The following is a 21,305-nucleotide window of genomic DNA, read 5'->3' on the forward strand; positions in this document are numbered from 1 at the left end:
GTTTGGTTGCCATAGTATGGCAATCAAACAGTTGCTAAATGCTGGAGGTCGTCATGGCATTCCCTGACCGCATCGAGCGGACGGTCGAGATCGCGCACCCGCCGGCCAAGGTGTGGGCGGCGCTCACCACGGCCGAGGGACTGAGTTCCTGGTTCGGCAACAAGGTCACGATCGACCTGCGCCCAGGTGGTTCGGCCTGGATGAAGTGGGACGGCGGCTACAGCACCGACATGCGGGTGGAACGGGTGGAGGAGCCGACGGTGTTCGGCTTCACCTGGCCAATGGCGGGACTGCCCGAGGAAGATCCGCGCCGCACCTACGTCGAGTTCACGCTCGAACCGGTCGGTGGCGGCACGCGGCTGACGGTGGTCGAGGCCGGCTTCGCCCAGCTGCCGGACGAGGTCCACCGCGAGGAGTACGACAGCCACACCGAGGGTTGGGCGCGTGAACTGGGCGAACTGTCCGATTACCTCGATGTCGCCGCGTGACGTCGAGGCGATCGCCGAACAGGTCTTCACTGCCCTGGCCGACCCGAGCCGGCGCGCCATCCTGGCCGCCCTGGCCTCGGGGGGCCCGGCCACGGCCACGGACCTGGCGGGCCGGCTGCCGATCACCCGGCAGGCGATCGCCAAGCACCTGGCACTGCTGGCCGAGGCCGGCCTGGTGACGGCCGAACCGGGTGAGCGGCGCCGCGTGCGGTACCGGCTGCGCTCCGCGCCGATGCAGGTGGCGCAGCAGTTCCTGGCCGCGCTGGCGCGCGACTGGGACGGCCCGCTCGACGCACTGAAAGATCACCTCGACCAGCAAGCTCGCGGGTCGGCCTGACGAAAATCGCCGCCTGCGCACACCGCGGAGGAAGAACCCTTCGCTGGTTCCGAGACGTACGCCCCCAACGACAGGAAGCAGGAAAAGGAGACAGGCAATGACCAGTCACAAGACGGGGACCCGCGAGGAGTGGCTTGCCGCGCGGCTGGAGCTGCTCGAGGCGGAGAAGGAGCTGACCCGGCGCGGCGACGAGCTGTCCCGGCGGCGGCAGGCCCTGCCCTGGGTCCGGGTCGACAAGGACTACCGCTTCGAGACCGGCGAGGGAACGGCGTCGCTCGCCGACCTGTTCCGGGGACGCTCGCAGCTGCTCGTCTACCACTTCATGTTCGGGCCCGACTACACCGCCGGATGCCCGTCCTGCTCGGCGATCGCCGACGGCTTCAACGGCTCCGCAATCCACCTCGCCAACCACGACGTCACGCTCTGCGCGGTATCGCGGGCGCCGCTCGCCAAAATCCAGGCGTACCAGCGGCGGATGGGCTGGAGTTTTCCGTGGGTGTCCTCCTACGGCAGCGACTTCAACTTCGACTTCGGGGTGGCGCACACCAAACAGGAGTGGGAGGCGGGAGCCGTCGCGTACAACTTCGGGGAGGAGGATCTGCGGCCGGCGGCCGGCGAGAACAGTTCCCGCGACGCCTTCAGCCAGTCGATCGTCGGCACGGACTGGCGGACCTACCGGCGAGAAGGACCCGGCATGAGCGCGTTCGCCCTGGAGGACGGCACCGTTCACCACACCTATTCGACGTACGCGCGCGGGCTGGACATCCTGTGGGGCATGTACCAGTGGCTCGACCGCGCGCCCCTCGGCCGCAACGAAACCAGCCACTGGTGGCGTCGCCACGACGAGTACGACAACCAGTAAGTGCGGCCAATATCCTAAATGGACAAGGAGTGTTCTCGCCGAGTCGGCAATCCCCTGAAACCGTATGGACTTCGGTGGGAAAGTGATCGCTCAGCGCGGCACCATGTCGGCGGCGGGCTGGCGGACGCGCGGGACCAGACCGCGGAAGCCGTCGGCGGGCCAGCGGGGACGTTCCTGGGCGGCGGGGGTCGCGCGGAGGATCAGCTCCATCTCGAACCGGGTTCTGGGGTCGGTGAGGCGTTCGCCGAACGTGGCGTGCAGCTGGCGCATCCGGTAGCGGACCGTCTGCGGGTGGATCTGGAGCCGCTCGGCGACGTCGAGCACGCTGCCCTGGGCCTCCAGCCAGGCCTGCAGGGTCTCGAGCAGTCGAGCCCGCTGCTTGTCGGTCAGCGCGTCGAGCGGCGCGAACAGCCGTTGCCGCAACTGGGCGATCAGCCCGGCATCGGCGCGCAGCACGAGCGTGGACAGGTGGTCGGCGACCCAGGTGACCTGCTGAGGGGGCAGCATCCCGTCGTTGATCAGGGCCAGCGCACGCCGGGCCCAGCGGAGCGAATCCGCCCCGCCGCTGATCGGCACGGACGGGCCGACCGCCAGCCGCGCCGCGGGCAGGGCCGCCCGCAGCGCGGGCACCCGCTCGGGCGTGAGCCGGCCCGGGACAAGCAGAAAAGGTTCCGGTCCGGTCGCTTCGGCGAGGATCTCGGCGTCGAGCAGGGGTCGCTGGTCGACGGTGGAGAGGTACTGCACGGCCACCACCGTCACCTCTTCGGGCACCGGCCAGCCGACGAGACGGGCCAGTTCGCCGATGGCCTCCGAGGGTGCCGGCGGGCGCTCGAGGATCAGCTCCAGCAGGCGTTTTCGCCAGCTCTCCATCGCGCCCGCCGAGGACGCCTTGGCCTCCAGATAGCCTTCCAGCGCGACCGAGGCCAGCTCGTCCATGAACGCCAGGATCGCGTCGGCGAGTTGCGACATCACCGTCGAGGAAAGCCCCGCCCGCCGCCCCAGCCGCATGATCCGTCGCCAGGACACCCGCGCGCCGACCCGGTAGGCGGCCTGCAACGCGTCGAGGCTTCGCCCGGCGTGCAGCTCGTACTGGCCGAGCCTGCGGTGCACGTCGTGCGAATGCGTTCTGGGCGCGGCCGGGTCGGCGATCTGCGCGACGAACAGGCTGATCGCGTGCTCGACACCGGCACGGATGGCCTTGCCGTACGGCCCGTCCAGGGGACGCGCGTAGGCCGGGATGGTCGCGCGGATCTCGTCGACGATCTCGGTCGCCACGCTGGCCAGCTCCGGCCGCATCAGGTCGGCCAGCCTGCTCGGCAGGACAGGCCGGGAAAAGTCGCCAACGCCGCGGTCGACCGTCATCGAAGCTCCTTCGCTTCCGCCCAGGGAACACCGGGCTCATCGCGATCTACGACCCCGGCGTGTCACCTTTTGATAAGAAAACGCTTTCTTGTCCTCTATGGGACAAGAACTCGCTCACCGGCTTCGCCAATTACTCCTTTTCGCGCAAGCGCACGCCACCGAGGCCAGTTCCTCCTCACGAGCCTCGTCATAGGACTCCGGCGAGGACGGGGTGACCACGCCCCGATCGATGTACGCGCTGTGCCGCCGGGGCGGGGCCCCAGCATGGTCGCGGCGAGCAGGCGGCCCGCCTTTTCCGGCGCCATGGCGGGCGGCGTGAACCGCAGGATCGGCAGGATCCTGCGCATGGCGAACCGGCTGATCCGGCCGGCGTCACGGGCGATTTCGGTGCCCGGCACGAAGGCTGCCCGCTTCACCGAAGCGGGCAGCGAGATCGAACAGGGCGCTTCGAAGTGGGTGGCGGCACTCGCGCCCCAGCTGGCGCTCGCCTGTTTCCGCGCCGCCCGGCGGATCGCGTGGGCCGATCCGAAGGCAACTGGCTCCCGCGCTCCGCGAGGCCTTCGCCCAGCTGCGCCGAGCTCAGCGTCCGGCGGCGTATCCCTGCATTCCGCGCGGGTTGGCGGCGGCCGAGAGCACCCCTGTTTCCGGGTCGCGCGCGACCGCGCACAACCGGCCCTCCGACCACGGGCCACCAACGGTGACGCGATGGCCACGGCGCCGGAGCTCGGTGATCGCGCCATCGCCGATCCGCGATTCCACGGTGACCGAACCGGGGCGCATCGCGCGCGGGTAGAACGAGCTGGGAAAGCTGTCGTTGTGCCAGTTCGGCGCGTCGATCGCGCCCTGCAGGTCGAGGCCGCCGCGCACCTTTTCGCGCAGCGCGACCGCGAGGAAGAAATGCACCTGCCACTGATCCTGCTGGTCACCGCCCGGTGTGCCGAAGGCCAGCACCGGCTCGCCGTCCCGCAGTGCCAGTGACGGGGTGAGCGTGGTGCGCGGGCGCTTGCCGGGCGCCAGCGAGTTGGGCAGGCCCGGCTCGAGCCAGGCCATCTGCAGCCGCGTGCCGAGCGGGAAGCCGAGACCGGGTACCACCGGGTTGGACTGCAGCCAGCCTCCGCTCGGGGTGGCGGCGACGAAGTTGCCCCACCGGTCGACCACGTCGAGATGGCAGGTGTCGCCCCGGGTGGCGCCGTTCATGGCCACCGTGGGTTCCCCCGCCCCCGGGGGCACGTCGATCTCGCCACCGTCCGCCACGTGACGGGCGTGCTTGCTCAGCCGGGGTTGCCTGCCGTCGGGACTGCCGGGACGCAGCTCGAGCGAGGCTTGCTCGCCGATGAGTGTGCGCCGGGTTTCGTTGTATGCCGGGGAAAGCAGCGTTTCCAGTGACACGTCCGCGCTGTCGCCGTACCAGGCTTCCCGGTCGGCCATGGCGAGTTTGCTGCACTCGATCAGGGTGTGCAGGTAGCCGGGCGTGCCGTATTCGAGTTCACCGGGCAGCAGGGCGAGTTGCTGGAGGAAGACCGGTCCCTGGCTCCACAGCCCCGCCTTGGCCACCGTCCACCCGCGCCAGGTGTAGGTCACGGGATCTTCGTAGACAGCCGAAAACCCGGCCAGGTCGTCGGCGGTGAGCGTGCCGGCGTGCCGCTCACCCGAAGTGTCCATTGTGGATTTCGCGGCGAACGCGGCGAGCTCCTCGGCGATGAAGCCCTCGCGCCAGGCGCGGCGGGCGGCGTCGATCTCGGCTTCCGGGCCGCGGCCCGGTGCCTCCGCCTCGGCGATGAGCCGCTGCCAGGTCAGGGCCAGCGCCTGGTTCCGCAGCGGCGCCCCGGGCGCGGGTGCCTTGCCGTCGCGGAGGTAGAGCTGGGCGGAGGTGGTCCACTCGGTTTCGAAGAGTTCCCGCACGGTCTCCACGGTCTCGCCGATCCGTTCGATGGCCGGGTGCCCGCGCCCGGCGTATCCGATCGCGTAGGAGAGGACGTCGGCGAGCCGCTTGGTGCCGTGGTCGCGCAGCAGGAGCATCCAGGCGTCGAAGGCGCCGGGCACGGCGGCCGCCAGCGGGCCGGTGCCCGGCACGAGGTCGAGGCCGAGTGACGTGTAGTGCTCGATCCTCGCCCCGGCCGGGGCCGGGCCCTGCCCGCAGAGCACCTGGGGAGCCCGCCCCGCCGGCGCGAGGATGATCGGCGCCTCGCCGGCCGGACCGTTCAGGTGCGGTTCGACGACGTGCAGGACGAAACCGGCGGCCACCGCCGCGTCGAAGGCGTTGCCGCCGTCTTCGAGCACGGCCATCGCGGTGGCCGAGGCGAGCCAGTGGGTGGAGGACACCATGCCGAAGTTGCCCTGCAGGGTCGGGCGAGTCGTGAACACGCTGCCCAGTAAACACCTGTCGCGCCCCGCGCCACGCTGATCGCGCAGCGTAGGCGTTACCGGACTGTGAACATGGTCTTCGGCGCGCTCGCGATCTGGCTGCTCACCCTCAACCGCGCGCCGAACCCGGACCTGACGGCCATCCAGGGCGTGCCGTACGTGGTGCCGATCATCCTGGTGCTGCTCGTGGCGGGCACGTTCGTGCTCGACCGCACCCGCTACGGCAGGCATGCCTACGCCGTCGGCGGCAACCGGGAGCCGTGCCCCGCGCCGGGGTCGAAGTGGACAAGATCCGGATGGGCGTGTTCGTGATCTGCTCGTCGATCGCCGCGCTCGGCGCCGTCGTCTACCTGGCCAAGGTCGGCGCCGTGGACGGCAGCTCCGGCGGCGGGAACACCCCTGCTGTTCGCGGTCGGCGTCGGTGGCCGCGGCCGGCTGCGGGACGCGGTGATCGGCGGGCCGGTGCCGGCCACTGTCCAGAATGGTCTCGGCCTGCTCGGCTACCAGACCGCCACGGTGGACATCGTCACCGGTTTGGTCCTGCTCGTCGCGGCTACAGTGGACGCTCTGTCGCGACGGCGCGCCGCCGTGACAAGCTGAGCACGCGGGGGAGCACGTCAGGCCGCCGCAGGCACAGCAGGGAAGAGCGCAGGTTGTCGGGCCCATCCACCGCCGGTACCCGCCCGGACGACGTCCGGCGGCACAACCGCGCCGCGCTGCTGCGCCGGCTGCATGTGAACGGACCGGCCACCAGGGCCAGCCTCGCCACCGCGCTCGGGCTCAACCGCAGCACGATCAAGGCGCTGGTGGACTCCCTGGCCGAGGGCGGTGTCGTCGAGGAGCGGGTGCCGGCACGGCGCGGCGGCGCCGGCCGCCCGTCCCTGCTGGTGCTGCCGCGGGCGCGGGCGGCGGTGGTGCTGGCGGTGGACATCCGGGTCGAGCGGGCGGGGATGGCCCTGGTCGGGATCGGCGGCGAGATCCTCGGCCGGGGCAGCTGGAACGTGCGGGAAGGCATCCAGCAACCGGAAGAGGTGTTCACCAAGATCGTGGACACCTCCGGCCCGCTGATCGACGAGCTCGCGGTGCGGCCGGTCGCGGTGGGTGTGTCGGTGCCCGGGGTGGTCCGGCACTCCGACGGCTACGTGCACGAGGCGCCCAACCTGCACTGGAGCGACGTTCCGCTGGGCGCCTGGCTGTCCAGGGCGCTCGGGCTGGGCGTCCACATGGGAAACGACGCCGAGCTGGGCGCGCTGGCCGAACACCTGCGCGGCGCGGCACGCGGGTCCGGTGACGTCGTCTACATCAGCGCTGACGTCGGCGTCGGCGGGGGAGTGATCTCCAACGGCGTGTCCATGCGCGGCGCGGGCGGGCACCACATCGGCGAGGTCGGGCACATGGTGGTGCGGCCGGGCGGGCTGCGGTGCTACTGCGGCTCCTACGGCTGCTGGGAGACCGAGGTCGGCGAGCACGCGCTGTGCCGGGCGCTCGGCATCGACGAGAACTCACCCGTCGGCACGATCGTCGCGGAACTGCGCGCGATGCCCGCCGGCACGGTCGCCGGCCGGCTCGGCGAGTACACCGAATGGCTGGCGCTCGGGCTGTGCAACGTGGTCAACCTGCTGTGCCCGCAACTGGTGGTGCTGGGCGACCTGTTCACCGCGCTGCCGAAGCAGCTGGTCGCACGGGTGGAACAGCTGGTGCGCGAACGCAGTCTGGTCAGCCGTGCGCTCGGCGGGACGCGCGTGGTGACCTCGGCGCTGGGCTCGGACGCCAAGCTGCTCGGGGCCGCCGAACTGGCCTTCGAAACGGTGCTGGCGGGGTGCTAGCGAACTAGGGCGAGACAGCCGCCGAAGTCCGTGTTTCCGCGTGCGGCGACTCAGCGTGCGGGGGCCTGTCGCACGCCGGAATTCACAGTTCCAGCGCGGCTTCGGCGGCGCACGCGGCCGTGCAGGGCCAGGGCTGCCCGCACTCCGCGCAACGCGAACCGGTGCGAAGGTGACGGGCTAGTGCTTCCACCGCCGCGTGACGGTACCCCTCGACCAGAACGTCCCAGGTCACCGACATGGATGCCCGGTCCGAAACGTCTTCCGACATCATGATCACGCCCTTCCGCGATCCCCTGCGGCGGCTGTCATGGGTGGCGACGCCGCTGCCGCGGGCCATTCTACGTTCGATTACGACTTCTGGAGATGAACTTCTGTTCACCCCAGGAACCGGTACACGGTGAGGGCGCGAGTTGAGTTCACCGGCCGGACGGGCATTCAAGATCGCTGCCCGCCGAGGACTGGCTCACCCGGCGGATCCGCCACCTGCGCCAGCTGCACGAGGGTGCGCGCCCCTGGGTGCTGACCGGGCGGGAGATCGACTTCGGGCCGGACAGCGAACCGCTGCTCACCGACATCCAGCCGATCGCCTGGCTCGTGCCCGAACTCCTCGCCGAGGTGCACGAACGCTACCGGTCGCGATCCGACGCCGGACGAGCCACCCGTCGACATCGACCCAGGATCGCCGGAATCCGGGCCGGCCACACGGTGTCCCGAGGCCGCTTTGAGTCTGGCTTCAGCCCGGCCTTGAGCCCGGCGGCATGTCCGCCATGCCGCCGGGCACCCCCAGCCGGGCATTCCGGCCGTCAGCCCCCCGCCATCGCGCCGACGACGAGGAAGGGTTCCTTGCCCAGGGCCACTTCCTCGGGCAGCGGGGAATCCGGGTCTTCGTGCGACAGGTCCTCTTCGCAGGCGAAGAACCGCACGAACGCCCGGCGCCGGTGCGAGTCCTGGTCGCGGATCGTCCCGCGCAGCATCGGGTACCTGGCCTCGAGCGCGTCGAGGATCGCTCGCTGGGTCACCGCGCCCTCGATGTCGAGCAGCACGTCGCCCTCGATGTGGGCCAGCGTGCGCAGGTGCGCGGGCAGCACCACGCGGATCATGGCAGGGTCTGCACTTGGACGGACAGGACCGCGGGCAGGTCACGGACGATCGGCGCCCAGCTGTCCCCGGCGTCGGCCGAGGCGTACACCTGACCGCCCGTGGTGCCGAAGTAGATGCCGCAGTCCTCGAGCGAGTCGACGGCCATCGCGTCGCGCAGCACGTTGACGTAACAGTTCTCCTGCGGCAGGCCCTTGGTCAGCGGTTCCCATTCGTCGCCACCGGTCCGGCTGCGGTACACGCGGAGCCTGCCGTCGAGCGGGAAGTGCTCCGAGTCGCTCTTGATCGGCACCACGTAGATCGTGTCCGGTTCGTGGGCGTGCACGTCGATGACGAAACCGAAGTCGGTGGGCAGGTCGCCGCTGATCTCGCGCCAGGACTCACCGGCGTCGTCGGTGCGCATCACGTCCCAGTGCTTCTGCATGAACAGGGTGTCCGGCCGGGACCGATGCTGGGCGATGCGGTGCACGCAGTGGCCCACCTCCGCGTCGGGATCCGGGATGCCCTGGGACTTCAGTCCCCGGTTGATCGCCCGCCAGGTCTTCCCCGAGTCGTCACTGCGGAACGCCCCCGCCGCGGAGATCGCCGCGAAGATGCGCTCGGAGTCGCGCGGGTCGAGCACGATCGTGTGCAGGCACATCCCGCCCGCGCCCGGCTGCCACGACGGCGCCGAGTGGTGCGTGCGCAGGCCGGGCAGCTCCTGCCAGGTCTGCCCGGCGTCACCCGAGCGGAACAGGGCCGCGTCCTCGACCCCGGCGTAGATCGTGTCGGGGTCGTTCGGCGCCGGCTCCAGATGCCACACGCGGGCGAACTCCCACGGATGCGGCGTGCCGTCGTACCACTGGTGCGTGCCGGGCGTGCCCTCGTAGGAGAACTGGTTGCCCACCGCCTGCCAGGTCTGCCCGGCGTCGTCCGAGCGCTGGATCAGCTGCCCGAACCAGCTCGTGGACTGCGAGGCGAAGAGGCGGTCCGGCTCCGCCCGCGAGCCGGTGAAGTGGTAGATCTCCCAGCCCGCGAAGTGCGGGCCGCTCACCTCCCACCGTTCGCGCTTGCCGTCCGAGGTCAGCACGAAGGCACCCTTGCGCGTGCCGACCAGCACCCGTACGCGGCTCATCGTTGCTCCTTGGGGCCAGGTCGAGGAATCGGTGCGTCCAACCTAGGCCGCCAGTGCGGTGTGCGTCTTCTCCAATCTTGCTCGATCAGGCGAGGTCGCGCGAAGCGTGTCCGTCGAGGTGGGCTCCGGGTGGGTGCTGTGTCGCGGAGCGACTCCTTTACGGGGGGGTGGGCGACGGGCGGGCGGATGGTGTCACCCGACGGGGCCCTCGGCCAGCGTCACCGTGGCGCTCGACTGCCCGCCAGCCGCGTCGAGCCAGCTGAGCGTCACCTCGTCGCCGGGGTGGTGCTGGTCCATCACCGTGGTCAGGGTGGTCGCCGAGTCGATGGCGCTGCCGTTGATCGCGGTGATCACGTCGCCCGCGGACAGCCCGGCCTGCTGGGCGGGACCGCCCTGGACGAGCTCGCGGACGGCGGCGCCCGAGGTCGAGTCGGTGACCGAAACGCCGAGGAACGCCGTGTCGCCGATGTGCACGTTCTTCGACGCGGTGCGGGACTCGATCTGCCTGGCGATGGTCAGCGCCTGGTTGACCGGGATCGCGTAACCGGTGCCGCCGCCGGTGGTCTGGCCGTCGCCGCGCCGGTCGAACCGGTAACCGGTCGAGGCGGCGGTGTTCATCCCGATGACCTCGCCCGAGCTGTCCACCAGCGGGCCGCCCGAGTCGCCCGACTGGATGTTCGCGTTCACCTGGATCAGCCCGGACAACTGCTCACTGCTGCCGCTGGACTCGTCGGAGGCCGTGATCGACTCATCGAGCGCGCTCACCGTGCCCGGCGCCACGCTCGGCGTGCCCCCGGCGCCGCCGGCGTTCCCGATGCCGACGACCGCGTCCCCGGCCGCGACCTTCGATGAGTCGCCCGTGCTCACCGTGGCGAGCCCGGAGGCGCCCCGGAGCTTCAGCACCGCCACGTCCTCGGAACGGTCGTAGCCGACGACGGTGGCCTTGTAGGTCTGGCCGTCGCCGATGTCGGTGACCTCGATGCTGGTCGCGCCCTCCACGACGTGGTTGTTGGTCAGCACCTCGCCGGCCGGGGTGAGCACCATCCCCGTCCCGGCGGCCTGCCCGCCTTGGAATCCCAGCGTGGTGTTGACGTCGACCAGGCCGGGCTCGACCTTCCGCGCGATCGCGTCGGTGTCCAGTGACTCCCCCGAACCGCCCCCGTTGGCCTGCTGCTGGGTCCCCGGCAGCAGGGCCCGCATCGGGCTGGTGGTGCCGTGGTGGAGGCCGAAGACGAGGATGCCGGCCACGAGCAGCGCGGTCATCGTGATCGCGCCGAGCACTATGACCAGCCCACGGGCCGGGTTGTGCGGCGGCCGGGATGCCGGCTGATGCGCCGCGTACGGGCCTCGGTAGGGCTCGTGCTGGTACGGCGGGTACGAGCCCTGGTAGGGCCCGTGCTGATGCGGCGGGAGCTCCTGGGTCATGGTCCCAGTAGACCGCGATCCGCTGAGAGCCGCCTGGTTCGCGACCATGAATTACCTGAGAACCCTTTGACGGTACGCGACCGGATTCTTACTTTCCGTCGAGGTGCTTCCGGGTGGAGGCGGGCTCAGCTCAGGGGTTATGACACCTCGGCCAGGAACGCGCGGGCCTTTTCCGGGTCGAGGAACCAGTGCAGAAAGTCGGTCGGGCCGCCGAGGCCGTTGACGAACCGCTTCGCCACCTTCTCGGTGGTCTCTGCCGCACCGAGGATCTGCCGGACGTGTTCCGGCGGCGGTTGCGGCATCGCGTTGGTGAATGCCATGGCGCGCTGGACGTGTTCCCCGTACCGCCGCGTTGTCAAAGCGTCCGGTTGCTCAAAGCCTTTTCCCTGACGTCGGCCAGGGACAGCGTGCGGGACACCAGTTCCGCAACGCCCGCACCGATGACTTCGGATCGCGCGCGTCACCGGTGATCAGCGGGATTTCCGGGCGCAGGTCCATTGCCTCGCGAACCTCGTCGACATCGTGCGGTGAACCCGCCGGCCTGGTCGGCGGCATTGCGGGCGATCTGCGGCCCACCCGAGCCGGCCAGGGTGACCGCCGCGCCCGGCACCGGTTCCCCGGCCAGATCGCTCACCCGGCCCGACACCTTGATCATGACCGCGCGTCCTCCCTCGACCCGGCGAGATCCACGTCCACTGTGGCCGATTCGCCCGAGCCGAGTTCGACCCGTCGCACCGCGGGCTCGTACAGGTTCGTCACCAGCGTGTACTCGCCGGGCGCGAGGCCCGGGATCTCATACCGGCCGTCCGGCCCGCTCACCGCCTGCGCCGCCGGATCGCCGCCAGGGCCGGTCACCGTCACCGTCGCGCCCGGGACCGGCCGCCGGCCCGGACCGGACACGGTTCCGCACAGCGTGGCGGCGACCGGTTCGCCGCCACGCACCAGGAAATCGCGGACCGCGCCGAACCCGTTCACGCTCACCGCCGCCGCCTCGGGCCCGAAGCCGGGTGCGGTGACGACCAGCGTGTAGGTGCCGGGCGCCAGGTCGCCGACCAGGTAGCCGGTGGCCGGGTCCGCCTTGGCCCGCGCGACCTGCGTGCCGTCCATTCCGGTCACGGTGACCACCCCGGCGACCCCGTGACCGTCGGGCGTGCGCAGCAGGCCGCTGATCGTGCCGGGGTCGCCGCCCGCGACGTTCACGATTTCGCCCGAGGCCGCGGTGAGTTCCGAGCCCGCCGTCTCGTGCGGCCGTGACTTCCCAGATTCCCCAGACTTCACGGACTTCACGGACTTCACGGACTTCACAGACTTCTCGGACTTGGCAGCCGTCTCAGCCTTGGGCTTGCCGACCAGCCACGAGGCCAGCGCGGCGACCAAGCACACGATGATGGCGAACCAGAAGGCCGCGGTGAGGCCGTCGGCGAACGGTCCGGAGATCAGCCGAGGGAAGAAGCTCCGGCCGGTGAGGTACGCGGCCTGGTCGGCGGGAAGCCGGTCGAGCACGGGGCCGAGCAGCTCCTGGATCGGGTTGTAGCCAAGGAAGGCCGCGAACAGGACGCCGACCGGGGGCAGCTGGGCGATCTGGGTCGCGTTCGCGATGGGCACGCCGTGCTCGGTCAGGCCCTGCGCCATCGCCGTGGGCAGGTGGTCGGCCAGCCCGGCGATCATCAGGCTGAAGAAGAACCCGATGGACAGCACCATCGCCGAGTTCTGGAAGGTGGCGGTCATGCCCGCGCCGGCGCCTCGCGCCGTTGTGGGCAGGCTGTTCATGACGTCGGCCCGGTTGGGCGAGCTGAACAGGCCCATGCCCAGCCCGTTCAGCAGCAGGATCGCGGCGAAGGACCAGTAGCCGAAGTTCACCGGCAGCATCTCGAGCAGCACGAAACTGACGGCGGTCAGCAGCATGCCGCCCGTGGCCAGCGCCCGCCCGCCGATCCGGTCGGAGAGGACGCCGGAGGTCGGTGCGGACACGAGGAACCCGATGGTCATCGGCAGCATGTAGATGCCCGCCCAGAGCGGGGTCTGCTCGAAGCTGTAGCCGTGCTGCGGCAGCCAGATCCCCTGCAGCCAGATGATCAGCACGAACTGCAGGCCACCGCGGCCGAGCGAGGCCAGCAGGTTGGCCGCGTTGCCCAGGGTGAACGCGCGGATCCGGAACAGCCCCAGGTTGAACAGCGGGTTGGCCACCCGGGTTTCGATGATCGCGAAAGCCAGCAGCACCACGACGCCGCCGATCAGGCAGGACAGCACGAAGGGGCTGGCCCAGCCCATGGTGTGGCCGCCGTAGGGCTGCAGGCCGTAGGTGATCCCGACCAGCACCGCGATCAGGCCGATCGCGAAGGTGAGGTTGCCCCACCAGTCCATCTTCGCGCGGTGCCGCTGGCTGGTGTCGTGCAGCTTGAGGTAGGCCCAGATAGTGCCGAAGATGCCGAAAGGCACCGAAACGAGGAACACCAGCCGCCATTCGACCGGCCCGAGCAGACCGCCGATGACCAGGCCGAGGAAGGAGCCCGCGATGGCCGCGACACCGTTGATGCCCAGTGCCATGCCGCGCTGGCGGACCGGGAACGCGTCGGTGAGGATCGCGCTGGAGTTGGCCATCAGGAACGCGCCGCCGATGCCCTGCACGACCCGCCACACGATCATCCAGACCGCCGCGGCACCGCCGTCCATCCAGGTGGCCGCGAGCAGCACCGACGACACCGAGAACACGGCGAAGCCCAGGTTGTACATCCGGACCCGGCCGTACATGTCGCCGAGCCTGCCGAAGCCCACCACCAGCACGGCGGTGACGACGAGGAAGCCCATCATCATCCACAGCAGGTAGCTGGTGTTGGCCGGTTCCAGGGGGTTGATGTGGATGCCTCGGAAGATGTCCGGCAGCGCGATCAGCACGATCGACGAGTTGATGGTGGCCATCAGCAGGCCGAGCGTGGTGTTGGACAGCGCGATCCACTTGTAGCGCGGGCCGAGTTCCTCCAGCGACCACGTGCTCTTGTGCCGCCGGTGCGGCTTCGTCTGCGAGGCGGACTCCACAGGCCATCACTCCAACCAGGGAGATGCGGTTCACCCAGTCGAGAAAATTAGTTGACCTATGCTAACTGATTTTTCACATACCGGCGAGACACCCCACCCCTTGGGACGGTGTGATCTTCGCCCGGGCGTCGCGCGGAGCGTGTCCGTCGGGGGTGGGTGGTGCGCGCTCAGTCGGTCAGGATGCGCCTCAGCAGATCGACCAGGACGACGCGCTCCTTGGGGCTCAGCTGACCGAGCGTGTCCCGCTCGACCTCGGCGGCCAGTTCGCTCGCCCGCTCGAAGGTGTCATGCCCCTTCTCCGTCAGCACGACGAGCCGGGTGCGCCGGTCCTCCGGATGCGGGTCGCGGCGGACGAGACCGGCGGCGGAGAGGTCGTCGACGAGGGCCACCACCGCGCTGGGGTCGATGCCGAGCAGATCGCCCAGTTCGCGCTGGGACAGGCCGCCGCGTTCGGCCGCGGCCATCAGCACGGTGTAGTGCCGGCTGCGCAGGCCGGACTCCTCCAGTGCCCGGTTGAGCTTGCGGATGGCGCGGCCGCCCGCCCTGGCCAGCAGGAAGCCCACGTCGCTGGTCAGTGTCGGCTTCTCCGAAGTGGCGGCGATGACTTTCCTCCTTGGGACAACGTCCGCTCATTCTGCCACCACACCCGATGACGAGAGCAATGGTTGACTTTTGTAATGATTGAAGAGTACATCTAAGTCACCATGTTCGGTGGAGAACGGAGGACCATGGACCTGACCGGGAAGGTCGCGATCGTGACCGGCAGTGGCCGGGGGCTCGGCCTGGCCTACGCGAAGGAACTGGCCGCGGCCGGCGCCAAGGTGGTGGTCAACGACGTCGACGCCGGCACCGCTGAGACGGCCGCCAAGGAGATCACCTCCGCCGGCGGCACGGCGGTCGCCCAGGTGGCCGCGGTGGGCCGCACGGAAGCCGCGGAAGCGCTGGTCAACCGGGCTGTGGCGGAGTTCGGCAGGCTCGATATCCTCGTCACCAACGCCGGTGTGCTGCGCGACAAGGTGCTGTGGAAGATGTCCGACGAGGATTTCGACACCGTGATGGAGGTGCACCTGAAGGGCACCTTCACCTGTGCTCGCGCGGCGGTGCAGCGGATGCGCGAGCAGGGCGAGGGCGGTCGGCTGATCCTGATCGGCTCCCCCGCGGGTCAGCGCGGCAACTTCGGCCAGACCAACTACTCGGCCGCCAAGGCCGGCATCGTCGGTTTCGCCCGGACCTGGGCGATCGAACTGGCCCGCGCGAACATCACCGTCAACGCGGTGATCCCGGTCGCCGCGACCGCGATGACCGAGACGATCCCGGCGCTTCGGCCCTACGCCGAGGCGTTGCGCGACGGCGAGCCGATGCCGCCGTTCGCCCGCAGGGCGCTCGCCTTCGGTGCGCCGGAGGACGCCGCCGGGCTGGTCGCGTTCCTGGCCTCGGACGCCGCCGCCGGCATCACCGGGCAGGCGGTCGGCATCGGGGGCGACCGGATCTCCCTGTGGTCGCACCCGCAGCAGGTCGCCGCCGCCTACGCCGACGGCGGCTGGAGCGCGGACGCGATCGCCGAAGCGTGGCCGACGACCGTCGGTGCCGAGTTGCAGACCGTCGGCGAGAACCTGCCCGAACCACCGGCCAGCTGAACCGGGAGGCAACGGGAGACAACGGGAGACAACGGGAGACACAGTGGACCCGAACCACCTCGAAGCGATCGATGTGCATGTGCACGTCGAGATCGACTGCCATGGGCACCTGTCGATGCCCGACGATTTCGTCGAGGCGTCCTCCGCCTACTTCAAGGCGGGGGAGCAGCGCCCGACGGTAGACCAGATCGCGGAGTACTACCGGGAGCGCCGGATCGGCGCGGTGCTGTTCACCGTGGACATCGAAGCGTTCAGCGGGCATCCGGCGCTGTCCAACGAGGAAATCGCCGAAGCCGCCGCGAAGCATTCCGACGTGCTGATCCCGTTCGCCAGCATCGACCCGCACAAGGGCAAGGCGGGCGCGCGCCAACTCCGGCGCCTGGTCGAGCACCACGGCGTGCGGGGGCTCAAGTTCCACCCGAGCATCCAGAACTTCGCGCCCAACGACGGCAGCGCCTACCCGCTGCTGGAAGTGGCGCAGGAGTACGGTTTGCCCGCGTTGTTCCACACCGGACAGACCGGGATCGGCGCGAACATGCCGGGCGGCGGGGGAGTGCGGCTCGCGCTGTCGAACCCGATCCTGCTCGACGAAGTCGCGATCGCCTTCCCGGACCTGACGATCATCATGGCGCACCCGTCCTTCCCGTGGCAGGACGAGGCGCTGGCGGTGGCCACCCACAAGCCCAACGTCTACATCGACCTGTCCGGCTGGTCGCCGAAGTACTTCCCGCCGCAACTGGTCCGCTACGCCAACACGCTGCTGCAGGACAAGGTCCTGTTCGGCTCGGACTACCCGCTCATCGCCCCGGACCGGTGGCTGAGCGACTTCGAAAAGCTGGACATCAAGCCGCAGGTGCGGCCCAAGATCCTCAAGGACAACGCGGTGCGTGTCCTCAAGCTCCAGGGAGTGGACAAGTGAGTCTGAAGGTCAAGTTCGACGAGCTCAAGACGCTGGCCGGCACGGAGCTCGGCACCAGCGACTGGATCGCCGTGGACCAGGACCGGATCAACACCTTCGCCGACGCCACCGACGACCACCAGTGGATCCACGTCGACGTGGAGAAGGCGAAGACCGGCCCGTTCGGCGGGACGATCGCGCACGGCTACCTCACCCTGGCCCTGCTCATTCCACTGTGGACGGAGCTGCTGGACGTCGAGGGGGTCACCACCAAGGTCAACTACGGGCTGAACAAGGTCCGTTTCCCCGCACCCGTGCCCGCCGGTTCCCGGATCCGGGTCACCGGCAAGCTCGGCGACGTCGAGGAGGTACCCGGCAACGGTCTCCAGCTCACCGCCGACCTCGTCATCGAGATCGAAAACGGCACCAAGCCCGCCTGCATCGCCCAGCCTGTCTTCCGGTTCTACGCCTGACAACGCCGGGCACCCGGTTCGGTGCCGATGGTCGGATCCTGGCAGGCAGGTCCTCGGTGTCCATGGTCGGACCCTGACAAGCAGGTCCTCCGCGGAGGAGACAAGCAATGATTTATCACAGCCCGCTCCCGGATGTCGAGATCCCGGATGTGACGCTCACCGAGTACGTCATCGGCGGCGCGGAGCGCTTCGGCGACAAGGTGGCTCTCATCGACGGGCAGACCGGGGAACGGGTCACCTACGCCGAACTGAGGGAACTGGTGGAGGCCGGGGCCGCCGGCCTCCACCGGCTCGGGGTGCGGCCCGGCGACGTGGTGGCGCTGATGAGCCACAACCAGCCACGGTTCGCGATCGCGCTGCACGCCGCGATCGCGGCCGGGGCGGCGGTCACCCCCATCAACCCGGTGCTCACCTCCGGTGAGCTGATCAAGCAACTGGCCGGCGCCAGGGCGAAGGTGCTGATCACCGCGGAGAGCGTGGTGGACAAGGCACTCGAGGCCGCGGCGTCCGCCGCGGTCGGGCACGTGTTCGTGCTCGGCGAGCGAGACGGCGTCGCTTCCTTCGACGAACTGCTGACCAAGGGCAGCGCGCCCCGCCTGGACCTCGACCCGGCCACCACCGTCGCGGTGCTGCCGTTTTCCAGCGGTACCACGGGAACCGCGAAGGGCGTGCGGCTCACCCACCGCAACCTCGTGGCCAATCTGACGCAGACCAGGGCGGGCTGGCGGATCGGGCCGGACGACGTGCAGGCCGCGGTGCTGCCGTTCTTCCACATCTACGGCTTCACCGTCATCCTGAACTCGGGCCTGCTCGGCGGGGCCACGGTGGTCACATTGCCGCGGTTCGAGTTGAACGGCTACCTGGCCGCGCTGGAACGGCACCGGGTCACGCGGGTGTACTTCGCGCCGCCGATAGTGCTCGCGATGGCGACCGCGCCCGAGGTCGGCCAGTACGACTTGTCCTCGCTGGAATACGCGTTCTGCGGCGCGGCGCCGCTCGATGTGGACGTGAGCGAGCGGGCGGAAGAGCGGCTGGGCTGCCTGATCCGCCAGGGCTACGGGATGACCGAGTCCAGCCCGGGCACGCACCAGGTGTTCGACGACGACTTCGCCACCACCCCGCCCGGCTGTGTGGGCAGGCTGTCCCCGAACACCGAGGCGCGTGTGGTCCAGCCCGGCACCGACGAGGACGTCGAAGAGGGCATGACGGGGGAGTTGCTTGTCCGCGGCCCGCAGGTGATGGCCGGGTACCTCGACAATCCCGAGGCCACCGCCGAGACGATCACCAACGGCTGGCTGCACACCGGGGACCTGGCGCGCGTCGACCCGGCCGGGAGGTTCTGGATCGTCGACCGACTCAAGGAACTCATCAAGTACAAGGGCTACCAGGTGGCGCCCGCCGAACTGGAATCGGTGCTGCTGACCCACCCCGACGTCGTCGACGCCGCGGTGATCGGCGTACCCCACGCGGAAGGCGGCGAGGCGCCCAAGGCGTTCGTCGTCACCGAGCGGCCGGTGGACGCCGGGGAACTGCTGGCGTTCGTCGCCGAGCGTGTCGCGCCCTACAAGAAAGTGCGGAGCGTCGAATTCGTGGACCGGATCCCCAAGTCTCCCACCGGGAAGATCCTCCGCCGCATGCTCAAGACCCAGATGTGAGAAATATCCTTCCCGGGGTGCGGCCCCCGCCGCACCCCGGGAAGGCGTCCCCGGCCGGGTAGCCTCCTAGAACAGCACCACGGGCTTGATCGTCGTGCCGGTGTGCATGTCGTGCGCGGCGTCGTTGAGGTCTTCCAGTTTGTAGTGCCGGATCATCAGGTCGAGGGGGAGCTTGCCCTGCCGGTGCAGCGAAACCAGTTGCGGGAGCAGGGTTTCCGGTTCGCCGTCGCCGAGGGTCACGCCGAGTACGCGCTTGCCGGTCAGCAGGCCCTGGATGTCCAGCGACACCTCGGTTCCCGGGGGCGGGGCGCCGACGACCGCGCAGGCGCCGCGGGTGGCGAGCGCGTCGACGGCGGCGCGGAGGACCGCGGGTACGCCCGTGGTGTCCACCGCGTTGTCGATACCGCGCCCGCCGGTGATCTCCGCCAGCGCGGTGGCGAGATCGACCTCGGCGGTGTTGACGGTGTGCCGGGCGCCGAGTTGCCGGGCCATTTCCAGGCGGGCCGGGACCCGGTCGACGGCGATGATGTCGCCGAGCGGGAGCAAGTTCGCCGCGATGATCGAGGCCAGGCCGACCGCTCCGGTGCCGAACACCGCCAGGCTCGCGCCGGGTTTGGGAGCCAGGATGTTCCACACGGCGCCGAATCCGGTTTGCACGCTGCAACCGAGCGGGGCGAGCGTCGCGAGATCGGCGCCGGGGTCCACCTTCACGACGCTGCGCTCGTCGGCCAGTGCCAGTTCGGCGAAGGAGGACTGGCCGAAGAAGTGGCCGCCGATGGGGACGCCGTCGCGCTGGACGGTGGGGGTCCCGTTGTTCCGCGTGCCGTTGATCAGGTTGCTCGGCAGCCAGGTGTCGCAGTAGGCGGGGTGCCCGTCGCGGCAGCCGGTGCAGTGCCCGCACGAGGTGAAGCTGAGCAGCACCTTGTCGCCGGGCTGAACCTTCGTGACCCCGGAACCGGTCTGTTCGACGATCCCGGCGCCTTCGTGGCCGAGGATGCCGGGCAGCTTGAACGGGATCCCGCCGGCCTGGACGCCCAGGTCGGTGTGGCACAGGCCCGCGGCGACCATCCGGACGAGGACCTCGTTCTCGCGCGGTTCGTCCAGGACGACCTCGGTGACGGCGAACGGTGCGCCGGGCGTCTCGACCACGGCGGCGGTGGTGGTGTGCATGATGTGCCTTTTCTTTCCGTGGCCGGTGCTTACAAAGCGATGACGACCGACTTGGTCTGCAGGTACTCGTCCAGGCCCTCGGGACCGTTCTCGCGGCCGTAGCCGGACTGCTTGTAGCCGCCGAAGGGCATGGAGACGTCCAGCACGGCCCAGGTGTTGACCCACACCATCCCGGCACGCAGGGCCGCCGCGACCCGGTGCGCGCGGGCGACGTCGCGGGTCTGCAGTCCCGCCGCGAGGCCGTACGGGGTGTCGTTGGCCAGCCGGATGGCCTCTTCCTCGGTGTCGAACGGCTGGACCGTCAGCACCGGCCCGAAGATTTCTTCCTGTACATAGGGCGAGTGCTGGTCGACGTCGGCGAGCACCGTCGGCGAGACGTAGAAGCCGGGCCCGTCCGGTTCGCCGCCGCCGATGACCCGGACGCCGTCCTGCCGCGCGGAGTCCACAAAGGACTGGACTTTCGCCCGGTGGCCCGGCCCGGCCATGGGGCCCACCACGGTCGTTTCGGTGAACGGGTCGCCCACCGGCACCTGCGGGCAGGCCGCGGTCAGCGCGCCCAGCACGTCTTCGTACACCGGGCGCTCCACGAGCAGCCGGCTGCCCGCCATGCAGAACTGGCCGGTGTTGAACACGAACGCGGAGACCGCGGTGTGGATGGCGGCCTCGAGGTCGGCGTCGGCGAAGATCAGGTTCGCGCCCTTGCCGCCCAGTTCGACGGTCACCTTGGTGAGCGTGTCGGCCGCGTGCCGGGCGACCAGTTTGCCGACCGCGGTCGAGCCGGTGAAGGCCACCTTGCCCACCCGCGGGTCCCGCACCAGCGCTTCACCCGCCACCGCGTCCCCGGTGACCACGTTGAACACGCCGTCCGGCAGGCCGGCGTCCTGCAGCACCTCGGCCAGCCGCAGCGCGGTCAGCGGCGTTTCGACGGCCGGTTTGTGCACCACCGTGTTCCCGGCGGCCAGCGCGGGGGCGATCTTGGTGGAGGACAGGATGAGCGGGAAGTTGAACGGGGTGATCGCGGCGACCACACCGATCGGCTCGCGGCGCGTGTAGGCCACGGTGGGCATGGCCGTGGTCCGCGCGGCGCCCTCGATCCCGGCGGCGAGGCTGCCGTAGTACTCGAAGGTCTCGATCGCGGTCGGCACGTCGACGGCACGGGTGAGCGTGACGGGCTTGCCGACGTCGAAGGACTCCAGTTCGGCGAACTCGTCCGCCCTCCGGCGCAGCAGTTCGGCCGCGCGCGACAGGATCCGGCCGCGCTCGCGCGGGTTCATCCGCGGCCACGGCCCTTCCTCGAAGGCCCGGTGCGCGGCCGCGACCGCGCGCTCGGCGTCGGCCTCGCTCGCTTCGGCGACCGTCGTGGCGACCTCTCCGGTAGCCGGGTCCAGCAGTTCGCGGGTTGTCCCTGCCGTCGCCGGTTCCCACTGGCCGTCGATGAACAGGCTGCCCGGGGCCACTTCGACGCGTGGCCGGGCCCGATCCATCGTTGTCATGGGAACCTCCTCGTTCTCGTGGTCAGCAAGGAGGGTTACGCACGGAGGTGGGCCGGGGCACGGGTGA

The 21,305-nt window shown here is 70.1% G+C and carries 20 protein-coding genes and 2 pseudogenes; 10 read left to right on the forward strand and 12 right to left on the reverse strand.

Annotated features, from left to right (window positions below; all coding sequences use genetic code 11):
• Window positions 1–53 precede the first annotated feature (53 nt).
• From VJT49_RS12610 to VJT49_RS12620, 3 genes are all read left to right on the forward strand, one after another.
• On the forward strand, window positions 54–488 hold the full coding sequence (locus VJT49_RS12610) for an SRPBCC domain-containing protein (RefSeq protein WP_324164958.1): 435 nt from the start codon (window positions 54–56) through the stop codon (window positions 486–488).
• Window positions 475–825, forward strand: coding sequence for a metalloregulator ArsR/SmtB family transcription factor (locus VJT49_RS12615; protein ID WP_324164959.1), 351 nt, complete (start codon window positions 475–477; stop codon window positions 823–825). Before VJT49_RS12610 ends, VJT49_RS12615 begins: the two co-directional genes overlap by 14 nt.
• 97 nt (window positions 826–922) lie before the next feature.
• Complete coding sequence (locus VJT49_RS12620; protein ID WP_324164960.1) at window positions 923–1,687, forward strand: DUF899 domain-containing protein; 765 nt, start codon at window positions 923–925, stop codon at window positions 1,685–1,687.
• Window positions 1,688–1,777: 90 nt separating this feature from the next.
• Here the strand turns inward: VJT49_RS12620 and VJT49_RS12625 are convergent, their stop codons facing one another.
• Window positions 1,778–3,049, reverse strand: coding sequence for a helix-turn-helix domain-containing protein (locus VJT49_RS12625; protein WP_324164961.1), 1,272 nt, complete (start codon window positions 3,047–3,049; stop codon window positions 1,778–1,780).
• A gap of 579 nt (window positions 3,050–3,628) precedes the next feature.
• Window positions 3,629–5,413, reverse strand: a complete 1,785-nt coding sequence (locus VJT49_RS12630; protein ID WP_324164962.1) for a gamma-glutamyltransferase family protein — start codon at window positions 5,411–5,413, stop codon at window positions 3,629–3,631.
• Between the two features lie 75 nt (window positions 5,414–5,488).
• Here VJT49_RS12630 and VJT49_RS12635 point away from each other — a divergent pair.
• Together VJT49_RS12635 and VJT49_RS12640 are read left to right on the forward strand one after the other, a co-directional pair.
• Window positions 5,489–6,013: pseudogene (locus VJT49_RS12635) on the forward strand (ABC transporter permease subunit); the annotation flags it as partial.
• 53 nt (window positions 6,014–6,066) lie between these two features.
• Complete coding sequence (locus tag VJT49_RS12640; RefSeq protein WP_324164963.1) at window positions 6,067–7,239, forward strand: ROK family transcriptional regulator; 1,173 nt, start codon at window positions 6,067–6,069, stop codon at window positions 7,237–7,239.
• A gap of 82 nt (window positions 7,240–7,321) precedes the next feature.
• Here VJT49_RS12640 and VJT49_RS12645 read toward each other — a convergent pair whose 3' ends face one another.
• On the reverse strand, window positions 7,322–7,576 hold the full coding sequence (locus VJT49_RS12645; RefSeq protein ID WP_324164965.1) for a hypothetical protein: 255 nt from the start codon (window positions 7,574–7,576) through the stop codon (window positions 7,322–7,324).
• Window positions 7,577–7,731: 155 nt separating this feature from the next.
• Between VJT49_RS12645 and VJT49_RS12650 the strand changes: the two are divergent.
• A pseudogene (locus VJT49_RS12650) lies at window positions 7,732–7,821 on the forward strand (DUF6098 family protein); the annotation flags it as partial.
• 221 nt (window positions 7,822–8,042) lie between these two features.
• Here VJT49_RS12650 and VJT49_RS12655 read toward each other — a convergent pair.
• The 7 genes from VJT49_RS12655 to VJT49_RS12690 all read right to left on the reverse strand — a co-directional run bounded on the left by VJT49_RS12655 (window position 8,043) and on the right by VJT49_RS12690 (window position 14,475).
• On the reverse strand, window positions 8,043–8,339 hold the full coding sequence (locus tag VJT49_RS12655; protein ID WP_324164966.1) for a MoaD/ThiS family protein: 297 nt from the start codon (window positions 8,337–8,339) through the stop codon (window positions 8,043–8,045).
• Window positions 8,336–9,451, reverse strand: a complete 1,116-nt coding sequence (locus tag VJT49_RS12660) for a sialidase family protein (RefSeq protein WP_324164967.1) — start codon at window positions 9,449–9,451, stop codon at window positions 8,336–8,338. Before VJT49_RS12660 ends, VJT49_RS12655 begins: the two co-directional genes overlap by 4 nt.
• 192 nt (window positions 9,452–9,643) lie before the next feature.
• On the reverse strand, window positions 9,644–10,876 hold the full coding sequence (locus VJT49_RS12665; RefSeq protein ID WP_324164968.1) for a S1C family serine protease: 1,233 nt from the start codon (window positions 10,874–10,876) through the stop codon (window positions 9,644–9,646).
• 137 nt (window positions 10,877–11,013) lie between these two features.
• Complete coding sequence (locus VJT49_RS12670; protein ID WP_324164969.1) at window positions 11,014–11,235, reverse strand: hypothetical protein; 222 nt, start codon at window positions 11,233–11,235, stop codon at window positions 11,014–11,016.
• 101 nt (window positions 11,236–11,336) lie between these two features.
• The gene (locus tag VJT49_RS12675; RefSeq protein ID WP_324164970.1) at window positions 11,337–11,531 is read right to left on the reverse strand and encodes a carboxypeptidase-like regulatory domain-containing protein; all 195 of its coding nucleotides are present in this window, start codon (window positions 11,529–11,531) and stop codon (window positions 11,337–11,339) included.
• The gene (locus VJT49_RS12685) at window positions 11,528–13,795 is read right to left on the reverse strand and encodes an MFS transporter (RefSeq protein ID WP_414635927.1); all 2,268 of its coding nucleotides are present in this window, start codon (window positions 13,793–13,795) and stop codon (window positions 11,528–11,530) included. The genes VJT49_RS12675 and VJT49_RS12685 overlap by 4 nt, the downstream gene beginning before the upstream one ends.
• A 284-nt stretch (window positions 13,796–14,079) precedes the next feature.
• The gene (locus tag VJT49_RS12690) at window positions 14,080–14,475 is read right to left on the reverse strand and encodes a MarR family transcriptional regulator (protein WP_324164971.1); all 396 of its coding nucleotides are present in this window, start codon (window positions 14,473–14,475) and stop codon (window positions 14,080–14,082) included.
• A 165-nt stretch (window positions 14,476–14,640) separates the two neighbouring features.
• Here VJT49_RS12690 and VJT49_RS12695 point away from each other — a divergent pair, with 165 nt between their 5' ends.
• The 4 genes from VJT49_RS12695 to VJT49_RS12710 all read left to right on the forward strand — a co-directional run bounded on the left by VJT49_RS12695 (window position 14,641) and on the right by VJT49_RS12710 (window position 18,575).
• A complete protein-coding gene (locus VJT49_RS12695; RefSeq protein ID WP_324164972.1) occupies window positions 14,641–15,549 on the forward strand; it encodes an SDR family NAD(P)-dependent oxidoreductase in 909 nt (302 codons plus the stop codon).
• Window positions 15,550–15,592: 43 nt separating this feature from the next.
• Complete coding sequence (locus VJT49_RS12700) at window positions 15,593–16,468, forward strand: amidohydrolase family protein (protein WP_324164973.1); 876 nt, start codon at window positions 15,593–15,595, stop codon at window positions 16,466–16,468.
• A complete protein-coding gene (locus VJT49_RS12705; RefSeq protein WP_324164974.1) occupies window positions 16,465–16,920 on the forward strand; it encodes a MaoC family dehydratase in 456 nt (151 codons plus the stop codon). Before VJT49_RS12700 ends, VJT49_RS12705 begins: the two co-directional genes overlap by 4 nt.
• A 107-nt stretch (window positions 16,921–17,027) precedes the next feature.
• Entirely contained in the window at window positions 17,028–18,575 is a 1,548-nt protein-coding gene (locus tag VJT49_RS12710) for an AMP-binding protein (protein WP_324164975.1), read from the forward strand.
• Window positions 18,576–18,641: 66 nt separating this feature from the next.
• Here the strand turns inward: VJT49_RS12710 and VJT49_RS12715 are convergent, their stop codons facing one another.
• Both VJT49_RS12715 and VJT49_RS12720 read right to left on the reverse strand, forming a co-directional pair.
• The gene (locus VJT49_RS12715; protein ID WP_324164976.1) at window positions 18,642–19,745 is read right to left on the reverse strand and encodes an NAD(P)-dependent alcohol dehydrogenase; all 1,104 of its coding nucleotides are present in this window, start codon (window positions 19,743–19,745) and stop codon (window positions 18,642–18,644) included.
• A 29-nt stretch (window positions 19,746–19,774) separates the two neighbouring features.
• Window positions 19,775–21,238, reverse strand: a complete 1,464-nt coding sequence (locus VJT49_RS12720) for an aldehyde dehydrogenase family protein (protein WP_324164977.1) — start codon at window positions 21,236–21,238, stop codon at window positions 19,775–19,777.
• Window positions 21,239–21,305 lie beyond the last annotated feature (67 nt).

The sequence above is a fragment of the Amycolatopsis sp. genome (genome assembly GCF_035276945.1).
Taxonomy (GTDB): domain Bacteria; phylum Actinomycetota; class Actinomycetes; order Mycobacteriales; family Pseudonocardiaceae; genus Amycolatopsis_E.

Excerpts from the sequence above, each read along its gene's own strand:
- VJT49_RS12665 (WP_324164968.1), bottom strand. The coding sequence starts at position 10,876 with ATGACCCAGGAGCTCCCGCCGCATCAGCACGGGCCCTACCAGGGCTCG.
- VJT49_RS12625 (WP_324164961.1), bottom strand. The coding sequence starts at position 3,049 with ATGACGGTCGACCGCGGCGTTGGCGACTTTTCCCGGCCTGTCCTGCCG.
- VJT49_RS12620 (WP_324164960.1), top strand. The coding sequence starts at position 923 with ATGACCAGTCACAAGACGGGGACCCGCGAGGAGTGGCTTGCCGCGCGG.
- VJT49_RS12610 (WP_324164958.1), top strand. The coding sequence starts at position 54 with ATGGCATTCCCTGACCGCATCGAGCGGACGGTCGAGATCGCGCACCCG.
- VJT49_RS12720 (WP_324164977.1), bottom strand. The coding sequence starts at position 21,238 with ATGACAACGATGGATCGGGCCCGGCCACGCGTCGAAGTGGCCCCGGGC.
- VJT49_RS12645 (WP_324164965.1), bottom strand. The coding sequence starts at position 7,576 with ATGGCCCGCGGCAGCGGCGTCGCCACCCATGACAGCCGCCGCAGGGGA.
- VJT49_RS12655 (WP_324164966.1), bottom strand. The coding sequence starts at position 8,339 with ATGATCCGCGTGGTGCTGCCCGCGCACCTGCGCACGCTGGCCCACATC.
- VJT49_RS12675 (WP_324164970.1), bottom strand. The coding sequence starts at position 11,531 with ATGATCAAGGTGTCGGGCCGGGTGAGCGATCTGGCCGGGGAACCGGTG.
- VJT49_RS12695 (WP_324164972.1), top strand. The coding sequence starts at position 14,641 with ATGGACCTGACCGGGAAGGTCGCGATCGTGACCGGCAGTGGCCGGGGG.
- VJT49_RS12660 (WP_324164967.1), bottom strand. The coding sequence starts at position 9,451 with ATGAGCCGCGTACGGGTGCTGGTCGGCACGCGCAAGGGTGCCTTCGTG.
- VJT49_RS12615 (WP_324164959.1), top strand. The coding sequence starts at position 475 with ATGTCGCCGCGTGACGTCGAGGCGATCGCCGAACAGGTCTTCACTGCC.
- VJT49_RS12710 (WP_324164975.1), top strand. The coding sequence starts at position 17,028 with ATGATTTATCACAGCCCGCTCCCGGATGTCGAGATCCCGGATGTGACG.
- VJT49_RS12715 (WP_324164976.1), bottom strand. The coding sequence starts at position 19,745 with ATGCACACCACCACCGCCGCCGTGGTCGAGACGCCCGGCGCACCGTTC.
- VJT49_RS12685 (WP_414635927.1), bottom strand. The coding sequence starts at position 13,795 with ATGGCCACCATCAACTCGTCGATCGTGCTGATCGCGCTGCCGGACATC.